Here is a 15,854-nt window from a genome sequence, read left to right as displayed (position 1 = left end):
CGGCATCGTTCATACTGTGGCTATGGGATCAGCGTTGACCACCATCGGACTCCCCGTCGCCCTCGGCATCATCATGCTGGGCCTCGGCCTCAGCCTCCGCGTCGGAGACTTCACCCGGATTGCGAAGCACCCGCGGGCGGTCTTCATCGCGCTCGTCTGCCAGCTCCTCATTCTCCCCGCGCTCTGCTTCGGGCTCGTGCTCGCGTTCGACCTCTCGCCCGTGCTCGCGGTCGGCATGATGATGCTCGCCGCCTCGCCGGGCGGTACGACCGCGAACCTCTACAGCCATCTGTTCCGCGGCGACGTCGCGCTGAACATCTCGCTCACCGCGCTGAACTCGGTCATCGCGGTGTTCACGCTGCCGCTCATCACGAACCTCGCGATCGCCTACTTCATGCCTGGAGGTGACACGCTCGGGTTGCAGCTCTCGAAGACCATCGAGGTGTTCGCGATCGTGCTGCTCCCGGTGGCGATCGGCATGTTCGTGCGGTGGCAGTGGCCGTCCTTCGCGGACACGATGGACAAACCGGTGCGGGTCGCGTCGGTCGTGATCCTCATCGTCGTCATCGCCGGCGCGATCGTCTCAAACCTCGACATGCTGCTCGAAAACCTCGGTCAGCTCGCGCTGATCACGGTGCTGTTCTGCCTCCTCAGCCTGAGCGTCGGATTCTTCGTGCCGCGGCTCTTCCGGGTCGGCCGGACGCAGGCCATCGCGAGCTCGTTCGAGATCGGCATCCATAACGCGACCCTCGCGATCGTCATCGCGCAGACGGTGCTCGGCAACACCGAGCTGTCTCTTCCCGCCGCGGTTTACGGCGTGCTCATGTTCTTCGTTGCGCTCGCGTTCGGCTTCGGGCTCCGGGCGGCGTATCGGCGCGCGGACGCTCACGAAGATGCGGCGCACAGTGACGCGGCATCCGACGCGGCGCAGCCCACGGGCGGCGCCGGCCGGGCCTAGTTGAACATAAAGGTCGAGGCGCAGGTCCCGAACGCGATCACGAACACGGCGAAGAGCCCCATGGTGACCCACGCCTTCGCGGGCACCTGCTCGGGGTTGTCGTCGACGAGTTCGGCGGCGGGCTGCGTGGCGTCGGCCGCGACGGTCTCGGCGACCTGAGCCGCTTCGTGCTGAGTGCTGTCGTTGGGGGTCATGCGGGGCTCACAATCCGTGCAATATCGGAGACCATCGCGATCGTGAGGATGACGAAGACGATCACGATGAACCAGGTGTACATCCACTTACCGCGGTGGTCGCTGATCCAGAAGCGGCGGACGCTGACGACGCCGTTCACCGCAGCGACGACGCACAGCGCGATCCCGATCGGCGCGGCGAGCACGCCTGCGACGCCGAGAATCGGGACGAGGATCGGGATCAGCAGATAGGTGATGAGGCACCGCACGCCCGAGATAATGAGCGCGACGCGGAAGTTTCGGTGCGCGTCTCGGTTGATGAACGGCGTCTTCTTCGCGCCCTCAACGCGCAGCAGGCGGCGCATGAAGCGGTCTGCGGCCGAGCGTTTGACCTCGGGGACCGGCGCCTCGGTCGTGTCAGCAACGCCAGCTGGTGCGGTCTCAGTGTTCGCGATAGCCATTGACTCTCCTGCTTGAGCTTCGGCAGCGGGGTGCGCCCCATTTCTCTGCGAAATCCTAACAGCCTTTCCTCAGCAGGTCTGATGTGTCGTTCAGCTTGTTGTGTCTGCGGGACCGCCGGCCCGCCCCGGAACCCCGGGGTGGGCCGGCCGCCCGGTCCGCCCGTCGGCGCTGACGGGCGGGGCCACGCTCAGCCGTCGCGGTCGATGAGCCCGTGTTCGCCGACCTGTCGCGCGCAGTGAGCGCAACAGAACACCTGGCCGTCCGACTCGACACCGTGACCGAGCACCCGACAGGCGCAGTGGCCGCAGCGCGGAGCCATCGATTCGATCGCGCACTCGAAACTGTCGAAGACCTTCACCTCGTCCCCGCGCGTCACGGTGAACGCCTTGTCATACATGTTGCCGCACACGTCGCACTCGGAGGCGCGCGGCAGCGGGTTCGTCTCAGTTGTCGTCATGATCACTCACTCTCCTCGGTGTCGCCGGGTGCAGACGTGTCGCTCCCGCGCTCCGCAGGCGAAGAAGATACGTCTTCGCCGAGGGCGTCGAGGGCCTCCTGCGGGTCCGTGCCTGGTGGAACCTCGACGCCGGTGTCGCTCCCCTCCTCGCCACCCGGCTGCGGCGGACTCTGCTCGAACGTGACAACGAGCTCGTCGTCACCGTTCTTCTCCTCGTTTTGGGTCCAGATCTGTCCCATTGCGCGCTCCTTTCGGTGTGCTGTGTTCCGGGTCGGCCTCCGGGGACGGCACCGGTGGTGCCGTCCCGATGGCCGGAGCTCAGGTAATCTCGCCGCGCCAGGCGCCGGTTGCGAAGCCGTTTGTCTCCATGAGATGCGCGAACTGGTTGAGGTCGCGGGCGACCTGCGCATCGTCGATCTGCAGGGCCGCACCGACGGTTTCGACGAATCCCTCGGGCTCCCACTCAAGCTGCAGGCGTACGCGGGTGCGGTCGTCGTCGAGCCTGTGGAAGGTGACGACCCCGGCGTGCGTCGGGCCGCTCGTGCTCGTCCAGGCGATGCGTTCGTCGGGGATCTGCTCGGTAATCCGCGCTTCGAACCCGCGCTCCGCTCCGCCGACCTTGACGTCCCAGTAGAGCTTGTCGTCCTCGAGCTGTCGCACCTGCTGGACGCCGCTCATGAACGCGGGATAGTCCTCGAACTGGGTCCACTGGTTGTACACGGTCCGAACGGGGCTGTCGATGTCGATGTCGTTGCTAATCGTAGGCATGCTGTGTTCCCTTCTACGGTGATTCGCTGTGGCTGGCCGGCAGGTCAGGCGTGCTGACCGGAGTGCTTGCCCTCGCCGATCTCTTCGACGAGCTTGCGGTTGAAGTCCGGCAGGTCGTCGGGCGTGCGACTCGATACGAGTCCCTGGTCGACCCTCACGGCCTCGTCCACCCAGGTTGCCCCGGCGTTCTCGAGGTCCGTGCGCAGGCTCGGGTAGCTCGTCAGCGTCCGCCCGCGGACCACGTCGGCCTCGACGAGCAGCCAGGCGCCGTGGCAGATGGCCGCCGCAGGCTTGTGCTGCGCGAACATGTCCTTGGTGAAGGCGACCGCGTCACTGTCCATTCGCAGTGCGTCGGCGTTCTGAACGCCGCCGGGCAGGACGAGCGCGTCAAAGTCCGTTGCCTTCGCATCCGCGACGCGGACGTCGACGGTCTGCTGGTGCCCGAGCGCTCCCGTGACCGAGTCCAGGGTCGGTGCGACGAGCACTGGCGTCCCTCCGGCTTCGGCGACCGCGTCCCACGGGCTGGTGAGCTCGCTGTCCTCGAAGCCATCGGTGACAAGAAATGCAACTCGGCGGTCTGAAAGTCGTGACATGAGGCGTTTCCTTTCTGATTGGTGCTACGTGGATTCACCACGGGCTGTGGTGAGTACCACGCTCCCAGTCGGAAGCGGAGCGGTCGAGGGGGTTGTCGCGCGCCGACCGGCCTGCTACCGTGCGCCCGTGCCGGCTGAGAGCGCGGGTGCCCGGCCGGCCGGCGCACCGATGTCGCGCAGGTGGCTCGCCTCGCACAGGTCCAGCAGCTGAGCGAGGCCGCCCGCGGCGAGCGCCCGCCGCTGCTGGTCGGCGGGAACCCCGTTGGCCTTCAGGTCGGCGACGTACTCCCGAACGCGCTCGGTGTCGCCGGCGTCATCGAGCGCTGGGCGAATCACCTCGACGAGCTCATCGAGCCACTCGGTCGCGGCAACCTCCCGGCACTCAAGCGGGTCGACGAGCGTTCGGGTGAGGCCGTCCCTGGCCGCAAACCAGAGCGAGACGTTGACCTCGTCGGCATCGATGCCGCGGCCGCTGAGCTGCGGGTCGTCGTCGGGCGCTGCGGCGATTGTCGTCACCAGCGCCCGCACGATGAGCGCAAACGCCACCGCGTGGCGCGGGTTGAGCTGGACGTCGGCAACCCGCAGCTCGACCGTCGGGTATCTGGCCGAGAGCCGGGCGACCCACGTCACCAGGCCGCGGTCGAGGATGAGCCCTGACCGGACGAGCCGATCCACGCGCCTGTCGTAGTCGTCGACCGAGGCGAACTGGGCGGGATACATGTTGAGCGGCCAGGCGCAGCCGATGACGTGCCGCCAGCTCCGAAACCCCGTGTCGGCGCCATCCCAGATCGGCGAGTTGGCGGTCATCGCGAGCAGCAACGGCGCCCACCGGGCGAGGCCGTTGATGACCCGCACGCCCTCGTCGGGCCCGGCGATCGAGACGTGCACGTGCTGCCCGTTAATGTAGTGGGTTTGCGCGACCTTGCGGGCGCCGTGCGCGATCTCGAGGTAGCGCTCTTTGCCAGTCACGTGGCTCACAAGGGCCGGGTCGGGAGCGGCTGGCGGTGTCCCGGTCGCCGCCAGCAGGGCGCCCTGATTGCGTGCCGCGGCGAGCGTGCGTCCGCGCAGCTGGAACAGGCTCTCCTCGGCCTGGTCGGCGGTCTCGCACGGCGGAGTCGCGATCTCGACCTGGCTGTCGAGAAACTCGTGTTCCACTGGCGCCTCGTCGGATACGTCCCGGATGACGCGCGCGGCCGATCCCGCGACCGGCGCCCCGGTGGCGGGGTCGATGAGCGCGAACTCCTCTTCGATACCGATGAGTCGGGTGTGTGAAGCCGGCATGGTGATCCTTCCCCCAGGTGCCTGCCGGTGTGGCCGGCGTGCAGACATGGTAGGAGGGTGTGGCGACCGCCGCGAGGGGGTCGACTCGGACGCCGGAGTCGGGTACCATTCCGGCGGCCCGGCCCGCTAGGGCTGCTGGGCTGCCTGCGGCGTGGGCTCGTCGACGATCGTCAGGCCGCCGGGGCGGTTCGCGAGGAAGCCCAGCAGCTCCGCCCATTCCTTGTTGATCTCGACGTCGACGAGATTCGCAAACGTGAAGTGCAGCGGAATCGACGGGTGGAGCCACAGCGATGACCCGGCGCCGCATTCGGAGGTCTGCCAGGTGAACAGAAAGCTCTCCCCCTTGCGCAGCTTGTTCGCGATGACAAGTTTCAGGTGGTGCAGCAGCCGATCCTCGAACTCGAAGACGCTGTCGTTCATTCCGTAGTGCAGCTCACCCATTGGTGCCTCCGGCCAGGGCCTCGTGCGGAACGCTAAGCGCTTCGAGCGCCGCCGCGACGTTGTCCTCCTTGATGACAGTCATCCCGCGTGGGGTGTTGGCGGTCTCGACGAGCACCTGCACCCACTGGGGGTTCAGCGTCGGCGGTGTGTTCCCGGAGAAGCGAAAGATGAGCGGGATCGACGGCGCGATCCAGAGCGTGACCCGGCCGCTCCCGGCTTCCGCGGGATTGGACCAGTTGAGAAAGAAGCATTCCTGCCGACGGAGCTTCGTCCCGATCGCAGACTTCAGGTGTGCGAGCGTACGATCCTCGAATTCGTACTCCGTGACCCCATTGTAATAAATAAACCCCATGCCTCAATCATGGCCATTCACCTGGGTGGATCCTTAATACTCACAGGAATCGCGGCGCGTCGCATGCGCCTTTTCCCCGCAACTGTCGAGGGGCTTGCGCATTTTCCTCCGCTCGCGTAGAGATATGTGCACCGTCGATAGGAGGATCTCCGATGAAGTTTCGCCCGCCGCTCCACCACGACGACGCCAGTCGCCGCCTCGCGCTGAGCCCCGACGCATCGGCGCGCCACGCGCGCGGGTCCGAGCGATAGCGGGCCCAGGCATGGCGACGAACGCAACGCATGGGCCGGTGGACGTGCTCGTTGGGCGTGTCGCGGAGCGGGCGGCGGCGCGGCAGCTGACGATTGCCGTCGCTGAGTCGCTCACCGGCGGGCAGCTCGCGACGGCGCTCGCGGCCGGCGAGGGATCCGGATCCTGGTTCCGCGGCTCGGTCGTCGCCTACCACCCGGAAGTGAAATTCGCGGTGCTCGGGGTCACGCCGGGCCCGGTGGTGACCGCGCGAACCGCGCGCGAGCTGGCGCAGGGTGCCGCGCACCTGCTGGGCGCCGACCTCGCAGTCTCCGTGACCGGCGTCGGCGGCCCGGGTCCCGAGGAGGGGCAGCCGGCCGGCACCGTGTTTCTCTGCACCGCCGGGCCCGGCTTCGCGGCCGAGGTCAGCGAGCAGCACTTCCCTGGGGACCCGATTGACGTGCTCCACGCGACGATCCGCTGCGCACTCGCGAGCCTGGTCGCCCGCCTCGAAGCGTAGGCTGCACACGCCGAGCCGTGCCGGTGTCAGCGCTACCGCCAGTCGGCGAGGGCGTCGAGAGCGCGGCCCACGCTCACGGCAACGGCGACCTCCCCCGCATGGTCGACGCCGCGCGACTGGCACGACTCCCGGGAAGTCGCGTAGCGGCGCAGCGCGGACCGTGCGGCGGCCTGCGGCGACACGGCGGCAGCCCCGGCCCCGGAGCTGCCGCGCTCGGCGCTCCCCTGCGCGCCCGCGCGTGCACCGCCGGGCTCCCCCGTCTCCAGCAGGCGGGCCGTCCAGACGAGCGCGCCCCGCAGCGGGACGGCGCCCCCCCCTCGCGGGCGCCGACCGCGGCCGCCGTCCCCCGCGAGCCGCATCGCGCCGCGAGATCGGAGACCACGAGCGCCTGCAGCTGCACCGCGTCGAGCTGTCCGGCGACGGTGCCGAGCTGCGACCGCCCCGCCCGGCCGAACCGCACGCGTGGGTTCGCGCGCTCGCTTCGCGCTGCGGCGTCGATGCCCTGCCGCACCGCGTCCCCGGCAACACGGACGCGGATCTCGGCCTCGCGAATGCTCTGCTCGCCACCTCCCTCCATGATCGTGCTGGCCGCCGCACGGAAGGCGGCTGCCAACGCGGCGCGATACTCGGCGACGTGCACCTGTGCGGTCTTCCCGTAGAGCGGGGGAACCGCAATCCACTGCACCGCGAGGCCGACCACCACGCCGAAGCCCATCGTCACGAGGTACGACGACGAGAACTCGCCGGATTCGCCCCGGCTGAGCAGCAGCACGAACAGCCCTGCCATCGACACCCAATCGCGGCCCGCCCCGAACAGTTGCGCCCCACCGACGGCAACGCCGACGGCGACGACCAGCGCGACGGCGACGATACCCGGGGACCCGAGCGCGACGAGGCCGACCCCGCCAAGGCCGAGCGCGACGCCCGCGATGAGACCCAGCACGGTCTGCATCCCCGACCGGGCCGATTCGAAGAACGTCGGGTACATGCTGACGAGCACCCCGAGGGGCGCGTAGTAGGAGTACTCGCTCTCCGCGAACGGCACGAGGGGTGCGAGGTACCACGCGATCGCGGCGGCCACGGCGCTCTTCGCCGCGAGCGCGAGCCGCGAGCGGTTCACGATCTCCTGCACAGTCTGTCGTGCGTGCGCACGCGCGTTCGTTCCCTGCATCTCGTCAAGCACAGCCGAGCGGGCGCGCGCCCGCCAGGGGGTTGACAGTGGAAACGCGCGGCGGCTAGCGGCGTGGGCGACGGCGGCCGCGCTACAGCTCCGAGACGGCTCCGGCGTCGACGTGCCACCGACGGTCGAGCCGCACAGTATTTAGCATGCGCCTGTCGTGCGTCACGAGCAGCAGCGCCCCCTCGTAGCCCTCGAGCGCCTGCTCGAGCTGCTCGATCGCAGGCAGGTCAAGGTGGTTCGTCGGCTCGTCGAGCACGAGCACGTTCACCCCGCGCGCCTGGAGCAGCGCGAGCCCGGCGCGGGTGCGCTCTCCCGGCGACAGCTCGCCCGCCGGGCGGAGCACGTGGTCCGCCTTCAGCCCGAACTTCGCGAGCAGGGTGCGCACCTCGGCCGACGTCAGCTCTGGCACGAGCGCCTCAAATGCGTCCGCGAGCGGCTCGGCGCCCGCGAACAGCGACCGCGCCTGATCGATCTCGCCGATCGCGACCGACGTGCCGAGTGCCGCAGCGCCCTCGTCGGGCTCTTGCCTGCCAAGGAGCAGCCGCAGCAGCGTCGACTTCCCGGCACCGTTTGGTCCCGTGATCCCGACCCGCTCCCCCGCGTTGAGCTGCAGCGACACGGGCCCGAGCGTGAACTCGCCCTGCCTGGCCACCGCCCCGTTGAGGGTCGCGACGACCGAGCTCGACCGCGGCGCCTGCCCGATCGTGAACTCGAGCTGCCACTCCTTGCGCGGCTCCTCGACCTCGTCCAGGCGGCGGATGCGGCTCTCCATCTGCCGCACCTTCTGCGCCTGCTTCTCGCTCGACTCCATTGATGCCGCGCGCCGAATCTTGTCGTTGTCCGGCGACTTCTTCATCGCGTTGCGCACCCCCTGGCTCGACCACTCGCGCTGCGTGCGGGCGCGAGCGACGAGGTCGGCCTTCTTCGCCGCGAACTCCTCGTAGTCGTCGCGCTTGTGCTGCCGAACGATCTCGCGCTCCTCGAGGTACGCGTCGTAGCCGCCGCCGAACACCCGGTTGCTGTTCTGCGCGAGGTCGAGCTCGAGCACCTTCGTGACGCAGCGCGCGAGGAACTCCCGGTCGTGACTCACGAGCACCACCCCGCCCCGCAGCCCCTGTACGAACCGCTCGAGCCTGTCGAGGCCGTCGAGGTCGAGGTCGTTGGTCGGCTCGTCGAGCAGCACGATGTCGAACCGCGACAGCAGCAGGGCGGCGAGGCCGACGCGTGCGGCCTGCCCGCCCGACAGCGACGTCATGTGCGACTCGGCGGTGACGGCCGAGGCGACCCCCGCGGCGTCGGCCGCCCCGGCCGCCTGAACGCCAAGGCCGAGCTCCGCGAGCACCCCTGGCAACCGCTCGTCGAGGTCGGCCGCGCCGCTCGCGAGCCAGCGCTCGAGGGCTGCGGAGTACACGTCCGCTGGATCCGGATCCCCCGGCGCCTGCGCCCCAGCGCCCCCGAGGGCCTCCGCTGCCTCGTCCATCTCGCGGGTCGCCTGCGCGCAGCCGGTGCGCCTGGCGACGTACGCGGCGACGGTCTCGCCCGCGATGCGCTCGTGCTCCTGCGGCAGCCAGCCGACGAAGGCGTCCTGCGGCGCGAGCTGCACGGTACCCGCCTGCGGCGCGAGCTCGCCGGCGAGGATGCGCAGCAGCGTCGACTTGCCCGCGCCGTTCACGCCCACGACGCCGACGACGTCACCGGGGGCGACGGTGAGGTCGAGGTCTTCGAAGAGGGTGCGGTGCGCGTATCCACCCGCGATCGTCTGGGCGACGAGAGTTGCAGTCATCCCTCAAGCTTACGCAGTGGCGGCGAGCCGCCCGAGCAGCGTCCGGGCCGCCTCGCGGTCGCCGCCATCCTCGTGCTCGCGCAGCCGCGTGCCTGCGTCTGGCCGCTCCTCGACGTGCACGATCCGGCCGGGCCGGGGGCTGAGCACGAGGATCCTGTCGGCAAGCAGCAGCGCCTCGTCGATGTCGTGGGTGACGAGCAGGATCGGCCGTCCGTCGCTCGCGACGATATCAATGAGCCAGTGCTGGAGCAGCCTGCGCGTCAGCGCATCGAGCGCCCCGAGGGGCTCGTCGAGCGCGAGCAGCGGCTGCGGCATGAGGAACGTGCGCATGAGCGCAACGCGCTGCCGCATGCCGCCAGAGAGTTCGTCCGGCCAGGCACGCTCCTGCCCGGCGAGTCCAAACCTGTCGAGTAGCGACAGCGCCGCCGACCGGGCCACCGACCGGTCCACGCCGCACGTCTCGGCCCCGAGCATCGCGTTGTCGAGGACGCGCAGCCACGGCAGCAGGGCGTCGCGCTGCGGGTGGTAGGCGACACCGCCCGGCGTCCCAGCGAGCTCCGCGCCGCCGAGCAGCGCGCGCCCCGCTGTCGGCCTTTCAAGGCCGGCGATGAGCCTGAGGAGCGTCGATTTGCCGCACCCGCTCGGCCCGAGTATCGCCGTGAGCGTGCCGGGCTCCGCCCCGAACGAGACGCCGTCGAGCACGGGGACCGGCGCCGCCCGGCGCGGGAGCCAGCCCGCGCCGGGCTGTGGGAACACATGCGAGATCGCCTCGACGCTGAGCGCCCCGGCGTGCGTCCCGCTGCCTCCCGGGTCGCGGCTCGCCGCTCCGTTCACCTCGCGGCCCATGTCACGCGGCCGGGAGGTACTCGTTGGTCCAGGCGCCCTCGACAGGCGAGGCGTCGTCGAGCATGTCCGCCCCCACGAGGAACTCCGTGAACCGCTGCCAGACGGCGTCCTCCATCTCCCCGAAACGTCCCTGCGCCGTGAACCGCGGCGCGTAGTAGGCGACGGCCCGTTCGACGAGGTCTGCGTCGAGCTCGGGCGCGGCAGCGAGGAGCGCCGCCGCACCCGCCGCGGGATCACGCACGACCTCGTCGTAGCCGCGGCTCGTGGCGTCGAGGAACGCCCTTGCCGTGTCGGGGTCCGCGGCGAGGTTCGCCGAGTTCCCCACGATCACGGGCGTGTACCAGTTCGGGATGCACTCCTCATGCTCGGCCATCGGGAGCACCACGACGTCGTCCGCCTCGGACTGCGCCCGCAGCGCGTCCCAGCCTCCGAATACCCAGGTCACGTCGAACTTGCCCTGCTCAAGCCCTGCGAGGTAGTCAACGTTGCCGATCTCGATGAACTCGACATCATCGGGGTCGCCCCCGCCACAGCTCGTGAGCGCCGACATGATCTCGGTCTCGAGCGCTCCCCCGTATCCGCCGTAGGTGAGGCCGGCCAGCGAGCCGGGGTCTGCCGTGAAGCCCGACCCCCGCACGCCCATGAGCACCGAGTCGTTCACGGGCAGCAGCGTCGCGACGGCCGCGAGATCCATCCCGGCGGCGCGGGCGGGCAGCAGCGACTCCGCCTGCGAGATGCCGAACTCTGCACGCCCCTCGGCCACCGCGGCCGCGGCGCCGATCCCGTCGCCCGGCTCGAGGATCTCGACGTCGAGCCCGGCCTCCTCGTAGAGCCCGTGTTCCTGCGCGTAATAGAACCCCGCGTGGTGCGCGTTCGGCGTCCAGTTCAGCATGAGAGTGACGGGCGTGAGTTCGGCTCCCGTCGCGCCAGAGGCGTCGCCGCCAGCCGCAGGTTCGGCCCCCGCGGCCGAGCAGCCGGCGAGAGCGAGCGCTCCGGCGAGCGCGGCCACTGCAAGACCGCGGCGGCGGGCACGGTACGCGGTTGTGGGTGTTGCGGTTGTGGGTGTTGTGGTGGTGGGTGTCGTGGTGGTGGTGGTGCGGGTGGAAGTTGTCGTCGTGGACTGAGCAGCCATGGCTAGACGCCCTTTCTATTGAGTGAGGACCGGAACCGCGCCAGCACGGTGTCACCGATCAGGGAGACGAGCCAGAAGAGCAGCACGCCGAGCACGGCGATCACGCCGACTGCGGCGAAGAGCTGGTCCATCCGATAGCTCGCTTGGGAACGTTGAAGGTAGACGCCGAGCCCGACGGAGGAGCCCATCCACTCGGCAATGATTGCGCTGAACACGACATAGCTCGCGGCGACCTTCGCGCCGGCCACGACCGCGGGGATCGCCCCCGGCAGCCGCACCCGGCGCAGCACCGTGAACGGCGACGCGCCCATCGACACGAGCAGGTCGACGAGGGAGCTGTCCGCGTCGCGCATCGCGGCGGCCGCGCTGATCGCGATCGGGAAGAACGCGCCGAGCGCAACGACGAGGATCTTCGGGAACGCCCCGAACCCCATCGCAGAGATCAGGATCGGCGCCAACACGACGGGCGGAATCGCCTGACTCGCGATGAGCAGCGGTTCCGCCGCCCGCCGCAGCGTGGCCGACAGGCCAAGCGCGATCCCGGTCGCGACGCCGGCGAGCGCCCCGAGCGTGAAGCCCGCGAGCGCGATCCTGAGCGTCGCCGCCAGGTGCGAGCCGAGCAGCTCCCGGTCTCCCCACCCCGCCACCCACACGCTCGTAGGCGACGGGATGAGGTACGCGGGAGCGTCGGTGAGGCGCACGAGCAGACCCCACGCGAGCACCAGGCCTGCGACGGCGAGGAGCACCGGGAGGATCTGCCGCGTGAGAGTTCTCACGACGGCCCGCGCGCTAGTGCGTGATGCGGGCTGCGAGCTCGGTCATCGAGGCCTCGATGACGTCATCCTTCGATTCGAGGATGCGGAAGTGCGTCATGACGCGATCCGCCCCCGCCTCGAGCGTGGCATCGTGCAGTTCCCGCATGAGCGGCCAGAGGCGTTCCGCGGGCCCCTGCACCGTCGTGCCGAGCGCGCCGACCTCGTACTCGAGACCGCTCTGCTCGATGACGCGAATCGCGCCCTCGACGCAGCTGTATCGACCGTTTTCGTCTCCCATTGGTGTGGGCGACACGTGAACATGGATCAACATGGTGACCGCTTCCCTCCGCTCGTGTTAACGAGATCAGGTTCCTGGGGTGGTCCGCCTCGCTCGGCAGATCTCAGCCCGTTCGGGCCCCCCCAGCGGATGTGTACTGGAACCTTCAGCATAGCGACGAACGCATGCCGCGGGTGGGGCCCGGAGTGTCGCGGGCGGGCGTGGTCGCCGGGGCGCTGCCGCCGTCCCTGGCGTCGCTGCCGCCGTCAGTCCCGCGCCGTCGCGCCTCCGCGCAGGCCGCGCCCGGCCCTGGCTTGGCTTGGTTTGGCGGCCTCAGTCCCGCGCCGAGCGTTCCTCGATGAGCGCGAGCGCGGCGTCGAGGCTCGCGACGGCCGCCTCCGGTGTGACCCGAACGAGTGCCATGGCTGCAACCACGAGACCGGTGCAGACGTCCGCCAACACCCCGACCTCGGTTGTGGTCGAGCCCGGGAGGCGCGCCGCGACGCCGCGCGCCAACGCCGCCCGAAGCTCAGTCCGGTAGTCGGCGATCACCGTCGCGACCATCGTGTCCTGTGAGATCGGTGCGCCGGCGGCGTTCACGAGCAGGCAGCCGCTCGACACGGCAGTCGTGCCTGGTCGAAGCAGGGCGGCGCGCAGCCCCGTGAGGTAGTCCTCGAGCGCATTCGACTCTACGACGGGGCCGGCAAGCGGCGTCAGCCTGGGCCGAATGACCTCGTTCAGGTAGCTCTCGATCACGGCCTCGAACAGGCCGTGTTTCGATCCGAACGCATGATAGATGCTCGACCGTTTCAGGCCGGTGGCCGATTCAAGGGCGGGCAGCGAGCTCGCCTCGTAGCCGTTCACCCAAAACACGTCGCGGGCGGCGCGCACAACCTCCGCGGTGTCGAACTGCTGCGAACGCCCCATGCTGTCTCCTCAAGCTGATTGCGCGAACGATCCTCTCGTTATATTGTACTGATCGATACACTATTTCGCGAACGTCGCCCGAACGCGATGACCGCTCAGAGAAACGAGTTACACCATGGTGATCACCGGCCTCGTGCTGACCGGAGTCGCGGCGCTCATTCACGTGTTCATCTTCTACCTCGAGTCCATCGCCTGGACGAGCGAGCGCGCCCGCCGGACCTTCGGCACCGGCACCGTCGAGGAGGCGAAGACGCAGCATGCGCTGGCCTTCAACCAGGGGTTCTACAATCTGTTCCTCGCGGTGGCCGTCGTGCTCGGCATTGCATTCGTTGCGGCTGGAAACACGCCAGTGGGAGCCACGCTCGTCTTCACGGGCGCCGGATCGATGGTCGCGGCCAGCCTCGTGCTCGGCATCTCCTCGCCAGACAAGCTCGGCGCCGCCCTCAAGCAGGGCCTCGTGCCGGCGCTTGGCATTGTCGCGCTCGCGATCGGGCTGCTCGGCTGACCCGGCCGAGACCGCCAGCCCAGCCCCCAGCAGCCACCAGCCACCCAACCGCAAGGAGCACACATGAGCCACTCAACGAGCACCCAGATCCGCCTCGCACGCCGCCCCGTCGGCTGGCCGGTACACGAGGATTTCGAGACCGCGACGGTTGAATACGGCGACCCGGCCCCGGGCGAGGTGCGGGTGCGCAACGAGTTCGTCTCGGTCGACCCATACATGCGTGGCCGCATGAGCGATGCCCGCAGCTACGTCGCGCCCTACGAGCTTGGCGCGGTCATCTCGGGTGGAGCCGTCGGCAGGGTTGTCGCCTCGGCACACGAAGATCTCCCGGTCGGCACGGCCGTGCTGCACCAGCACGGCTGGACCGACGCCATCCAGGCAGACGCCGGCACATTCCGGGCGCTGCCCGAGATCCCGGGCGTACCTCTCTCGGTGCACTTGCACATGCTCGGCATGACCGGACTTACCGCCTACGTCGGCCTCACGACGATTGCCGGGCTGCGGGAGGGCGACACCGTCTTCATCTCGGGCGCAGCCGGCGCGGTCGGCACTGCGGCGGGCCAGATCGCCAAGCTGCTCGGCGCCGGCAGGGTGATCGGGTCAGCCGGCTCCCCCGAGAAGGTAGCGCTGCTGACCGAGAAGTACGGCTATGACGCGGCATTCAATTACAAGGATTCACCGGTGCGGAAGCAGCTTGCCGCCGCGGCCCCGGACGGGGTCGACGTGTTCTTCGACAACGTCGGCGGCGACCACCTCGAGGCGGCGCTTGCGGCGATGAACGATGGCGGCAGGCTCGCCCTGTGCGGGGCCATCGCCGCCTACAACGCGACCGAACGCCCCGTCGGACCGTCGAACATGGCAAACATGATCACCCGCGCGCTCACCATGCAGGGCTTCACCGTCGGCGCGCACTGGGACAAGCTGCCCGAGTTCACCGATCGCATGACCACCTGGTTCGGCGAGGGCAAGATCGCCTACGACGAAACCATCGTCGATGGCATCGACAACACCATCGACGCGTTCCTCGCGATGATGCAGGGGGCGAACACGGGCAAGATGCTCGTCCGCGTGGAGTCCTAGGCCCCCGCCCCGACTTCCGGCCCGGCTCCAGCACCCAACCTGCCCCGGCCCCGGCCCCGGCTCCCGGCCCCGGCCCCCGCCCCAACTTTCTCTACGTTTTGACGTAGTTGCGGCCCCCGAAGTACGTCAAACCGTAGAGAAAGTTGCCGGCGACTGGGCCAGACCGCTTCCCGCCTACGCCGGCGGCGTCAGACCCGAGGCGACCGCGAGGTCCTGCCACGACATTCCCGTGCCCTTGAACACGTTCGGGCGACCCGGATCGCGCACGACCTCGCCTCGGACGAGCCCGGCGAGGGCCTGCATCGAGTCGATGTCGAGGTTCCCCTCGGCCGCAGCCATGATGACGTCGCCGGCCTCCCGCAGCGCGGTCGCCTGGTCTTCGACGATGACGAGCGCGCGCCCCATCAGGTCCCCCGGGAGCTCGCGCCTGTCAGGCTCGTGCGATCCCATCGCGGCGACACAGGCACCGTCGCGCACGAGCGAGCCGTCGAAGACCGGATCCTTCGCCGAGGTCGCGCACAGCACGATGTCGGCTTCAGCGACGTCCGCGGGCGTTCCAAGGCTGGCCGCGATCCCGAGTTCGGCGAGCTTCGCGATGGCCGGCGCGGTGCGCTCCGGGTTGCGCCCGACGAGACGAATGTCGGTGAGCTCGCGAATTCGAGAGAACGCGACGATGTGGTCGATCGCCTGGGGCCCACTGCCGAACACGACGAGGCGGTGCGCGTCGGGTGCCGCCAGCCTGTCGACGGCAACCGCGGTAGTCGCGGGGGTGCGGATCACCGTGAGCGCCGACCCGTCCACGAGCAGCTGAGGCGTGAGCGTCTCCGCGTCCATGAGCAGATAGAGCGCTTGAATACGCGGACGGCCCTTCGCAGGATTGTCGGGCGACACCGAGGCGATCTTCACGCCGACCGACTGGCCGAGGCTCGACGGCATGAGGAGCAGGTGCCCGGCCCCAGCATCAACCGACTGCCTCGCGGGGTCATCGGCCGGGTCAAAGCCCTCAAGCAGCGCCCGCTCGATGAGGCCGCGCGCGGTGTCTGGGTCAATCTGGGCGCGCACGTCCGCGGCTGAGAGGAACGGCAGTCCGGTCGGGGAAATCATGTGGTTCTCCTTGCTGGCTGGGTGATGAACTC

General features: G+C 69.5%; 21 protein-coding genes and 1 riboswitch. Of the genes, 4 read left to right on the top strand and 17 right to left on the bottom strand.

Features of this window, described 5'->3' with window-relative positions; translation table 11 throughout:
• Nucleotides 1-22: 22 nt before the first annotated feature.
• Nucleotides 23-958, top strand: a complete 936-nt coding sequence (locus tag BJ960_RS03420) for a bile acid:sodium symporter family protein (RefSeq protein WP_185986268.1) — start codon at nt 23-25, stop codon at nt 956-958.
• On the opposite strand, the gene BJ960_RS03415 is transcribed toward BJ960_RS03420, so the two are convergent.
• The 9 genes from BJ960_RS03415 to BJ960_RS03375 all read right to left on the bottom strand — a co-directional run bounded on the left by BJ960_RS03415 (nt 955) and on the right by BJ960_RS03375 (nt 5,485).
• On the bottom strand, nt 955-1,152 hold the full coding sequence (locus BJ960_RS03415) for a hypothetical protein (protein WP_185986267.1): 198 nt from the start codon (nt 1,150-1,152) through the stop codon (nt 955-957). The genes BJ960_RS03420 and BJ960_RS03415 overlap by 4 nt on opposite strands.
• Nucleotides 1,149-1,592: a hypothetical protein gene (locus BJ960_RS03410; protein ID WP_202229175.1), complete on the bottom strand. Its 444-nt coding sequence runs from the start codon at nt 1,590-1,592 to the stop codon at nt 1,149-1,151. Before BJ960_RS03410 ends, BJ960_RS03415 begins: the two co-directional genes overlap by 4 nt.
• Nucleotides 1,593-1,780: 188 nt before the next feature.
• Complete coding sequence (locus BJ960_RS03405) at nt 1,781-2,050, bottom strand: hypothetical protein (protein ID WP_121076200.1); 270 nt, start codon at nt 2,048-2,050, stop codon at nt 1,781-1,783.
• A 2-nt stretch (nt 2,051-2,052) separates the two neighbouring features.
• Entirely contained in the window at nt 2,053-2,289 is a 237-nt protein-coding gene (locus tag BJ960_RS03400; RefSeq protein WP_185986266.1) for a hypothetical protein, read from the bottom strand.
• A 79-nt stretch (nt 2,290-2,368) separates the two neighbouring features.
• Nucleotides 2,369-2,818 carry an SRPBCC family protein gene (locus tag BJ960_RS03395; RefSeq protein WP_121075669.1) on the bottom strand — a complete coding sequence of 150 codons (450 nt, stop codon included), beginning with the start codon at nt 2,816-2,818 and terminating at the stop codon, nt 2,369-2,371.
• Between the two features lie 44 nt (nt 2,819-2,862).
• Nucleotides 2,863-3,411, bottom strand: a complete 549-nt coding sequence (locus BJ960_RS03390; protein ID WP_185986265.1) for a type 1 glutamine amidotransferase domain-containing protein — start codon at nt 3,409-3,411, stop codon at nt 2,863-2,865.
• 114 nt (nt 3,412-3,525) lie between these two features.
• Nucleotides 3,526-4,692 (bottom strand): carboxylate-amine ligase, encoded by a 1,167-nt coding sequence (locus BJ960_RS03385; protein ID WP_185986264.1) that lies wholly within the window; start codon nt 4,690-4,692, stop codon nt 3,526-3,528.
• 126 nt (nt 4,693-4,818) lie between these two features.
• A complete protein-coding gene (locus BJ960_RS03380; RefSeq protein ID WP_185986263.1) occupies nt 4,819-5,133 on the bottom strand; it encodes a DUF7882 family protein in 315 nt (104 codons plus the stop codon).
• A complete protein-coding gene (locus BJ960_RS03375; RefSeq protein ID WP_220663640.1) occupies nt 5,126-5,485 on the bottom strand; it encodes a DUF7882 family protein in 360 nt (119 codons plus the stop codon). The genes BJ960_RS03380 and BJ960_RS03375 overlap by 8 nt, the downstream gene beginning before the upstream one ends.
• A gap of 262 nt (nt 5,486-5,747) precedes the next feature.
• Between BJ960_RS03375 and BJ960_RS03370 the strand changes: the two genes are divergently transcribed.
• Nucleotides 5,748-6,233, top strand: a complete 486-nt coding sequence (locus BJ960_RS03370) for a CinA family protein (RefSeq protein ID WP_185986262.1) — start codon at nt 5,748-5,750, stop codon at nt 6,231-6,233.
• A gap of 73 nt (nt 6,234-6,306) precedes the next feature.
• On the opposite strand, the gene BJ960_RS03365 is transcribed toward BJ960_RS03370, so the two are convergent.
• The 7 genes from BJ960_RS03365 to BJ960_RS03335 form a co-directional block, all read right to left on the bottom strand.
• Entirely contained in the window at nt 6,307-7,404 is a 1,098-nt protein-coding gene (locus BJ960_RS03365; protein WP_185986261.1) for an FUSC family protein, read from the bottom strand.
• A gap of 91 nt (nt 7,405-7,495) precedes the next feature.
• Nucleotides 7,496-9,196: an ABC-F family ATP-binding cassette domain-containing protein gene (locus BJ960_RS03360; protein WP_185986260.1), complete on the bottom strand. Its 1,701-nt coding sequence runs from the start codon at nt 9,194-9,196 to the stop codon at nt 7,496-7,498.
• Nucleotides 9,197-9,205: 9 nt separating this feature from the next.
• Complete coding sequence (locus BJ960_RS03355) at nt 9,206-10,030, bottom strand: ABC transporter ATP-binding protein (protein ID WP_185986259.1); 825 nt, start codon at nt 10,028-10,030, stop codon at nt 9,206-9,208.
• 13 nt (nt 10,031-10,043) lie between these two features.
• Nucleotides 10,044-11,174, bottom strand: a complete 1,131-nt coding sequence (locus BJ960_RS03350) for an ABC transporter substrate-binding protein (protein WP_185986258.1) — start codon at nt 11,172-11,174, stop codon at nt 10,044-10,046.
• A 2-nt stretch (nt 11,175-11,176) separates the two neighbouring features.
• A complete protein-coding gene (locus BJ960_RS16640) occupies nt 11,177-11,950 on the bottom strand; it encodes an ABC transporter permease (RefSeq protein WP_185986257.1) in 774 nt (257 codons plus the stop codon).
• Between the two features lie 13 nt (nt 11,951-11,963).
• Nucleotides 11,964-12,242 carry a thiamine-binding protein gene (locus BJ960_RS03340; protein WP_342354336.1) on the bottom strand — a complete coding sequence of 93 codons (279 nt, stop codon included), beginning with the start codon at nt 12,240-12,242 and terminating at the stop codon, nt 11,964-11,966.
• Nucleotides 12,243-12,253: 11 nt separating this feature from the next.
• A riboswitch (TPP riboswitch) is annotated at nt 12,254-12,361 on the bottom strand.
• A gap of 178 nt (nt 12,362-12,539) precedes the next feature.
• The gene (locus BJ960_RS03335; protein WP_185986255.1) at nt 12,540-13,133 is read right to left on the bottom strand and encodes a TetR/AcrR family transcriptional regulator; all 594 of its coding nucleotides are present in this window, start codon (nt 13,131-13,133) and stop codon (nt 12,540-12,542) included.
• A 115-nt stretch (nt 13,134-13,248) separates the two neighbouring features.
• On the opposite strand from BJ960_RS03335, the gene BJ960_RS03330 reads away from it, so the two are divergent.
• Both BJ960_RS03330 and BJ960_RS03325 read left to right on the top strand, forming a co-directional pair.
• Nucleotides 13,249-13,638: a DUF1304 domain-containing protein gene (locus BJ960_RS03330; protein WP_185986254.1), complete on the top strand. Its 390-nt coding sequence runs from the start codon at nt 13,249-13,251 to the stop codon at nt 13,636-13,638.
• A gap of 63 nt (nt 13,639-13,701) precedes the next feature.
• Entirely contained in the window at nt 13,702-14,718 is a 1,017-nt protein-coding gene (locus BJ960_RS03325; protein WP_185986253.1) for an NADP-dependent oxidoreductase, read from the top strand.
• 174 nt (nt 14,719-14,892) lie between these two features.
• On the opposite strand, the gene BJ960_RS03320 is transcribed toward BJ960_RS03325, so the two are convergent.
• Nucleotides 14,893-15,822 (bottom strand): ornithine cyclodeaminase family protein, encoded by a 930-nt coding sequence (locus BJ960_RS03320; protein ID WP_185986252.1) that lies wholly within the window; start codon nt 15,820-15,822, stop codon nt 14,893-14,895.
• Between the last annotated feature and the right edge of the window lie 32 nt (nt 15,823-15,854).

Origin of the sequence: Leucobacter aridicollis (assembly GCF_013409595.1) — a bacterium.
Taxonomy (GTDB): domain Bacteria; phylum Actinomycetota; class Actinomycetes; order Actinomycetales; family Microbacteriaceae; genus Leucobacter; species Leucobacter aridicollis.
Note: the sequence above shows the minus strand (reverse complement) of the source record. Positions and strands in the feature narration are given on the sequence as shown.

Bases quoted from the DNA above. Each gene is read 5' to 3' on its own strand.
- BJ960_RS03420 (WP_185986268.1), top strand. From the start codon at position 23: ATGGGATCAGCGTTGACCACCATCGGACTCCCCGTCGCCCTCGGCATC.
- BJ960_RS03415 (WP_185986267.1), bottom strand. From the start codon at position 1,152: ATGACCCCCAACGACAGCACTCAGCACGAAGCGGCTCAGGTCGCCGAG.
- BJ960_RS03410 (WP_202229175.1), bottom strand. From the start codon at position 1,592: ATGGCTATCGCGAACACTGAGACCGCACCAGCTGGCGTTGCTGACACG.
- BJ960_RS03405 (WP_121076200.1), bottom strand. From the start codon at position 2,050: ATGACGACAACTGAGACGAACCCGCTGCCGCGCGCCTCCGAGTGCGAC.
- BJ960_RS03400 (WP_185986266.1), bottom strand. From the start codon at position 2,289: ATGGGACAGATCTGGACCCAAAACGAGGAGAAGAACGGTGACGACGAG.
- BJ960_RS03395 (WP_121075669.1), bottom strand. From the start codon at position 2,818: ATGCCTACGATTAGCAACGACATCGACATCGACAGCCCCGTTCGGACC.
- BJ960_RS03390 (WP_185986265.1), bottom strand. From the start codon at position 3,411: ATGTCACGACTTTCAGACCGCCGAGTTGCATTTCTTGTCACCGATGGC.
- BJ960_RS03385 (WP_185986264.1), bottom strand. From the start codon at position 4,692: ATGCCGGCTTCACACACCCGACTCATCGGTATCGAAGAGGAGTTCGCG.
- BJ960_RS03380 (WP_185986263.1), bottom strand. From the start codon at position 5,133: ATGGGTGAGCTGCACTACGGAATGAACGACAGCGTCTTCGAGTTCGAG.
- BJ960_RS03375 (WP_220663640.1), bottom strand. From the start codon at position 5,485: ATGGGGTTTATTTATTACAATGGGGTCACGGAGTACGAATTCGAGGAT.
- BJ960_RS03370 (WP_185986262.1), top strand. From the start codon at position 5,748: ATGGCGACGAACGCAACGCATGGGCCGGTGGACGTGCTCGTTGGGCGT.
- BJ960_RS03365 (WP_185986261.1), bottom strand. From the start codon at position 7,404: ATGCAGGGAACGAACGCGCGTGCGCACGCACGACAGACTGTGCAGGAG.
- BJ960_RS03360 (WP_185986260.1), bottom strand. From the start codon at position 9,196: ATGACTGCAACTCTCGTCGCCCAGACGATCGCGGGTGGATACGCGCAC.
- BJ960_RS03350 (WP_185986258.1), bottom strand. From the start codon at position 11,174: ATGGCTGCTCAGTCCACGACGACAACTTCCACCCGCACCACCACCACC.
- BJ960_RS03335 (WP_185986255.1), bottom strand. From the start codon at position 13,133: ATGGGGCGTTCGCAGCAGTTCGACACCGCGGAGGTTGTGCGCGCCGCC.
- BJ960_RS03330 (WP_185986254.1), top strand. From the start codon at position 13,249: ATGGTGATCACCGGCCTCGTGCTGACCGGAGTCGCGGCGCTCATTCAC.
- BJ960_RS03325 (WP_185986253.1), top strand. From the start codon at position 13,702: ATGAGCCACTCAACGAGCACCCAGATCCGCCTCGCACGCCGCCCCGTC.
- BJ960_RS03320 (WP_185986252.1), bottom strand. From the start codon at position 15,822: ATGATTTCCCCGACCGGACTGCCGTTCCTCTCAGCCGCGGACGTGCGC.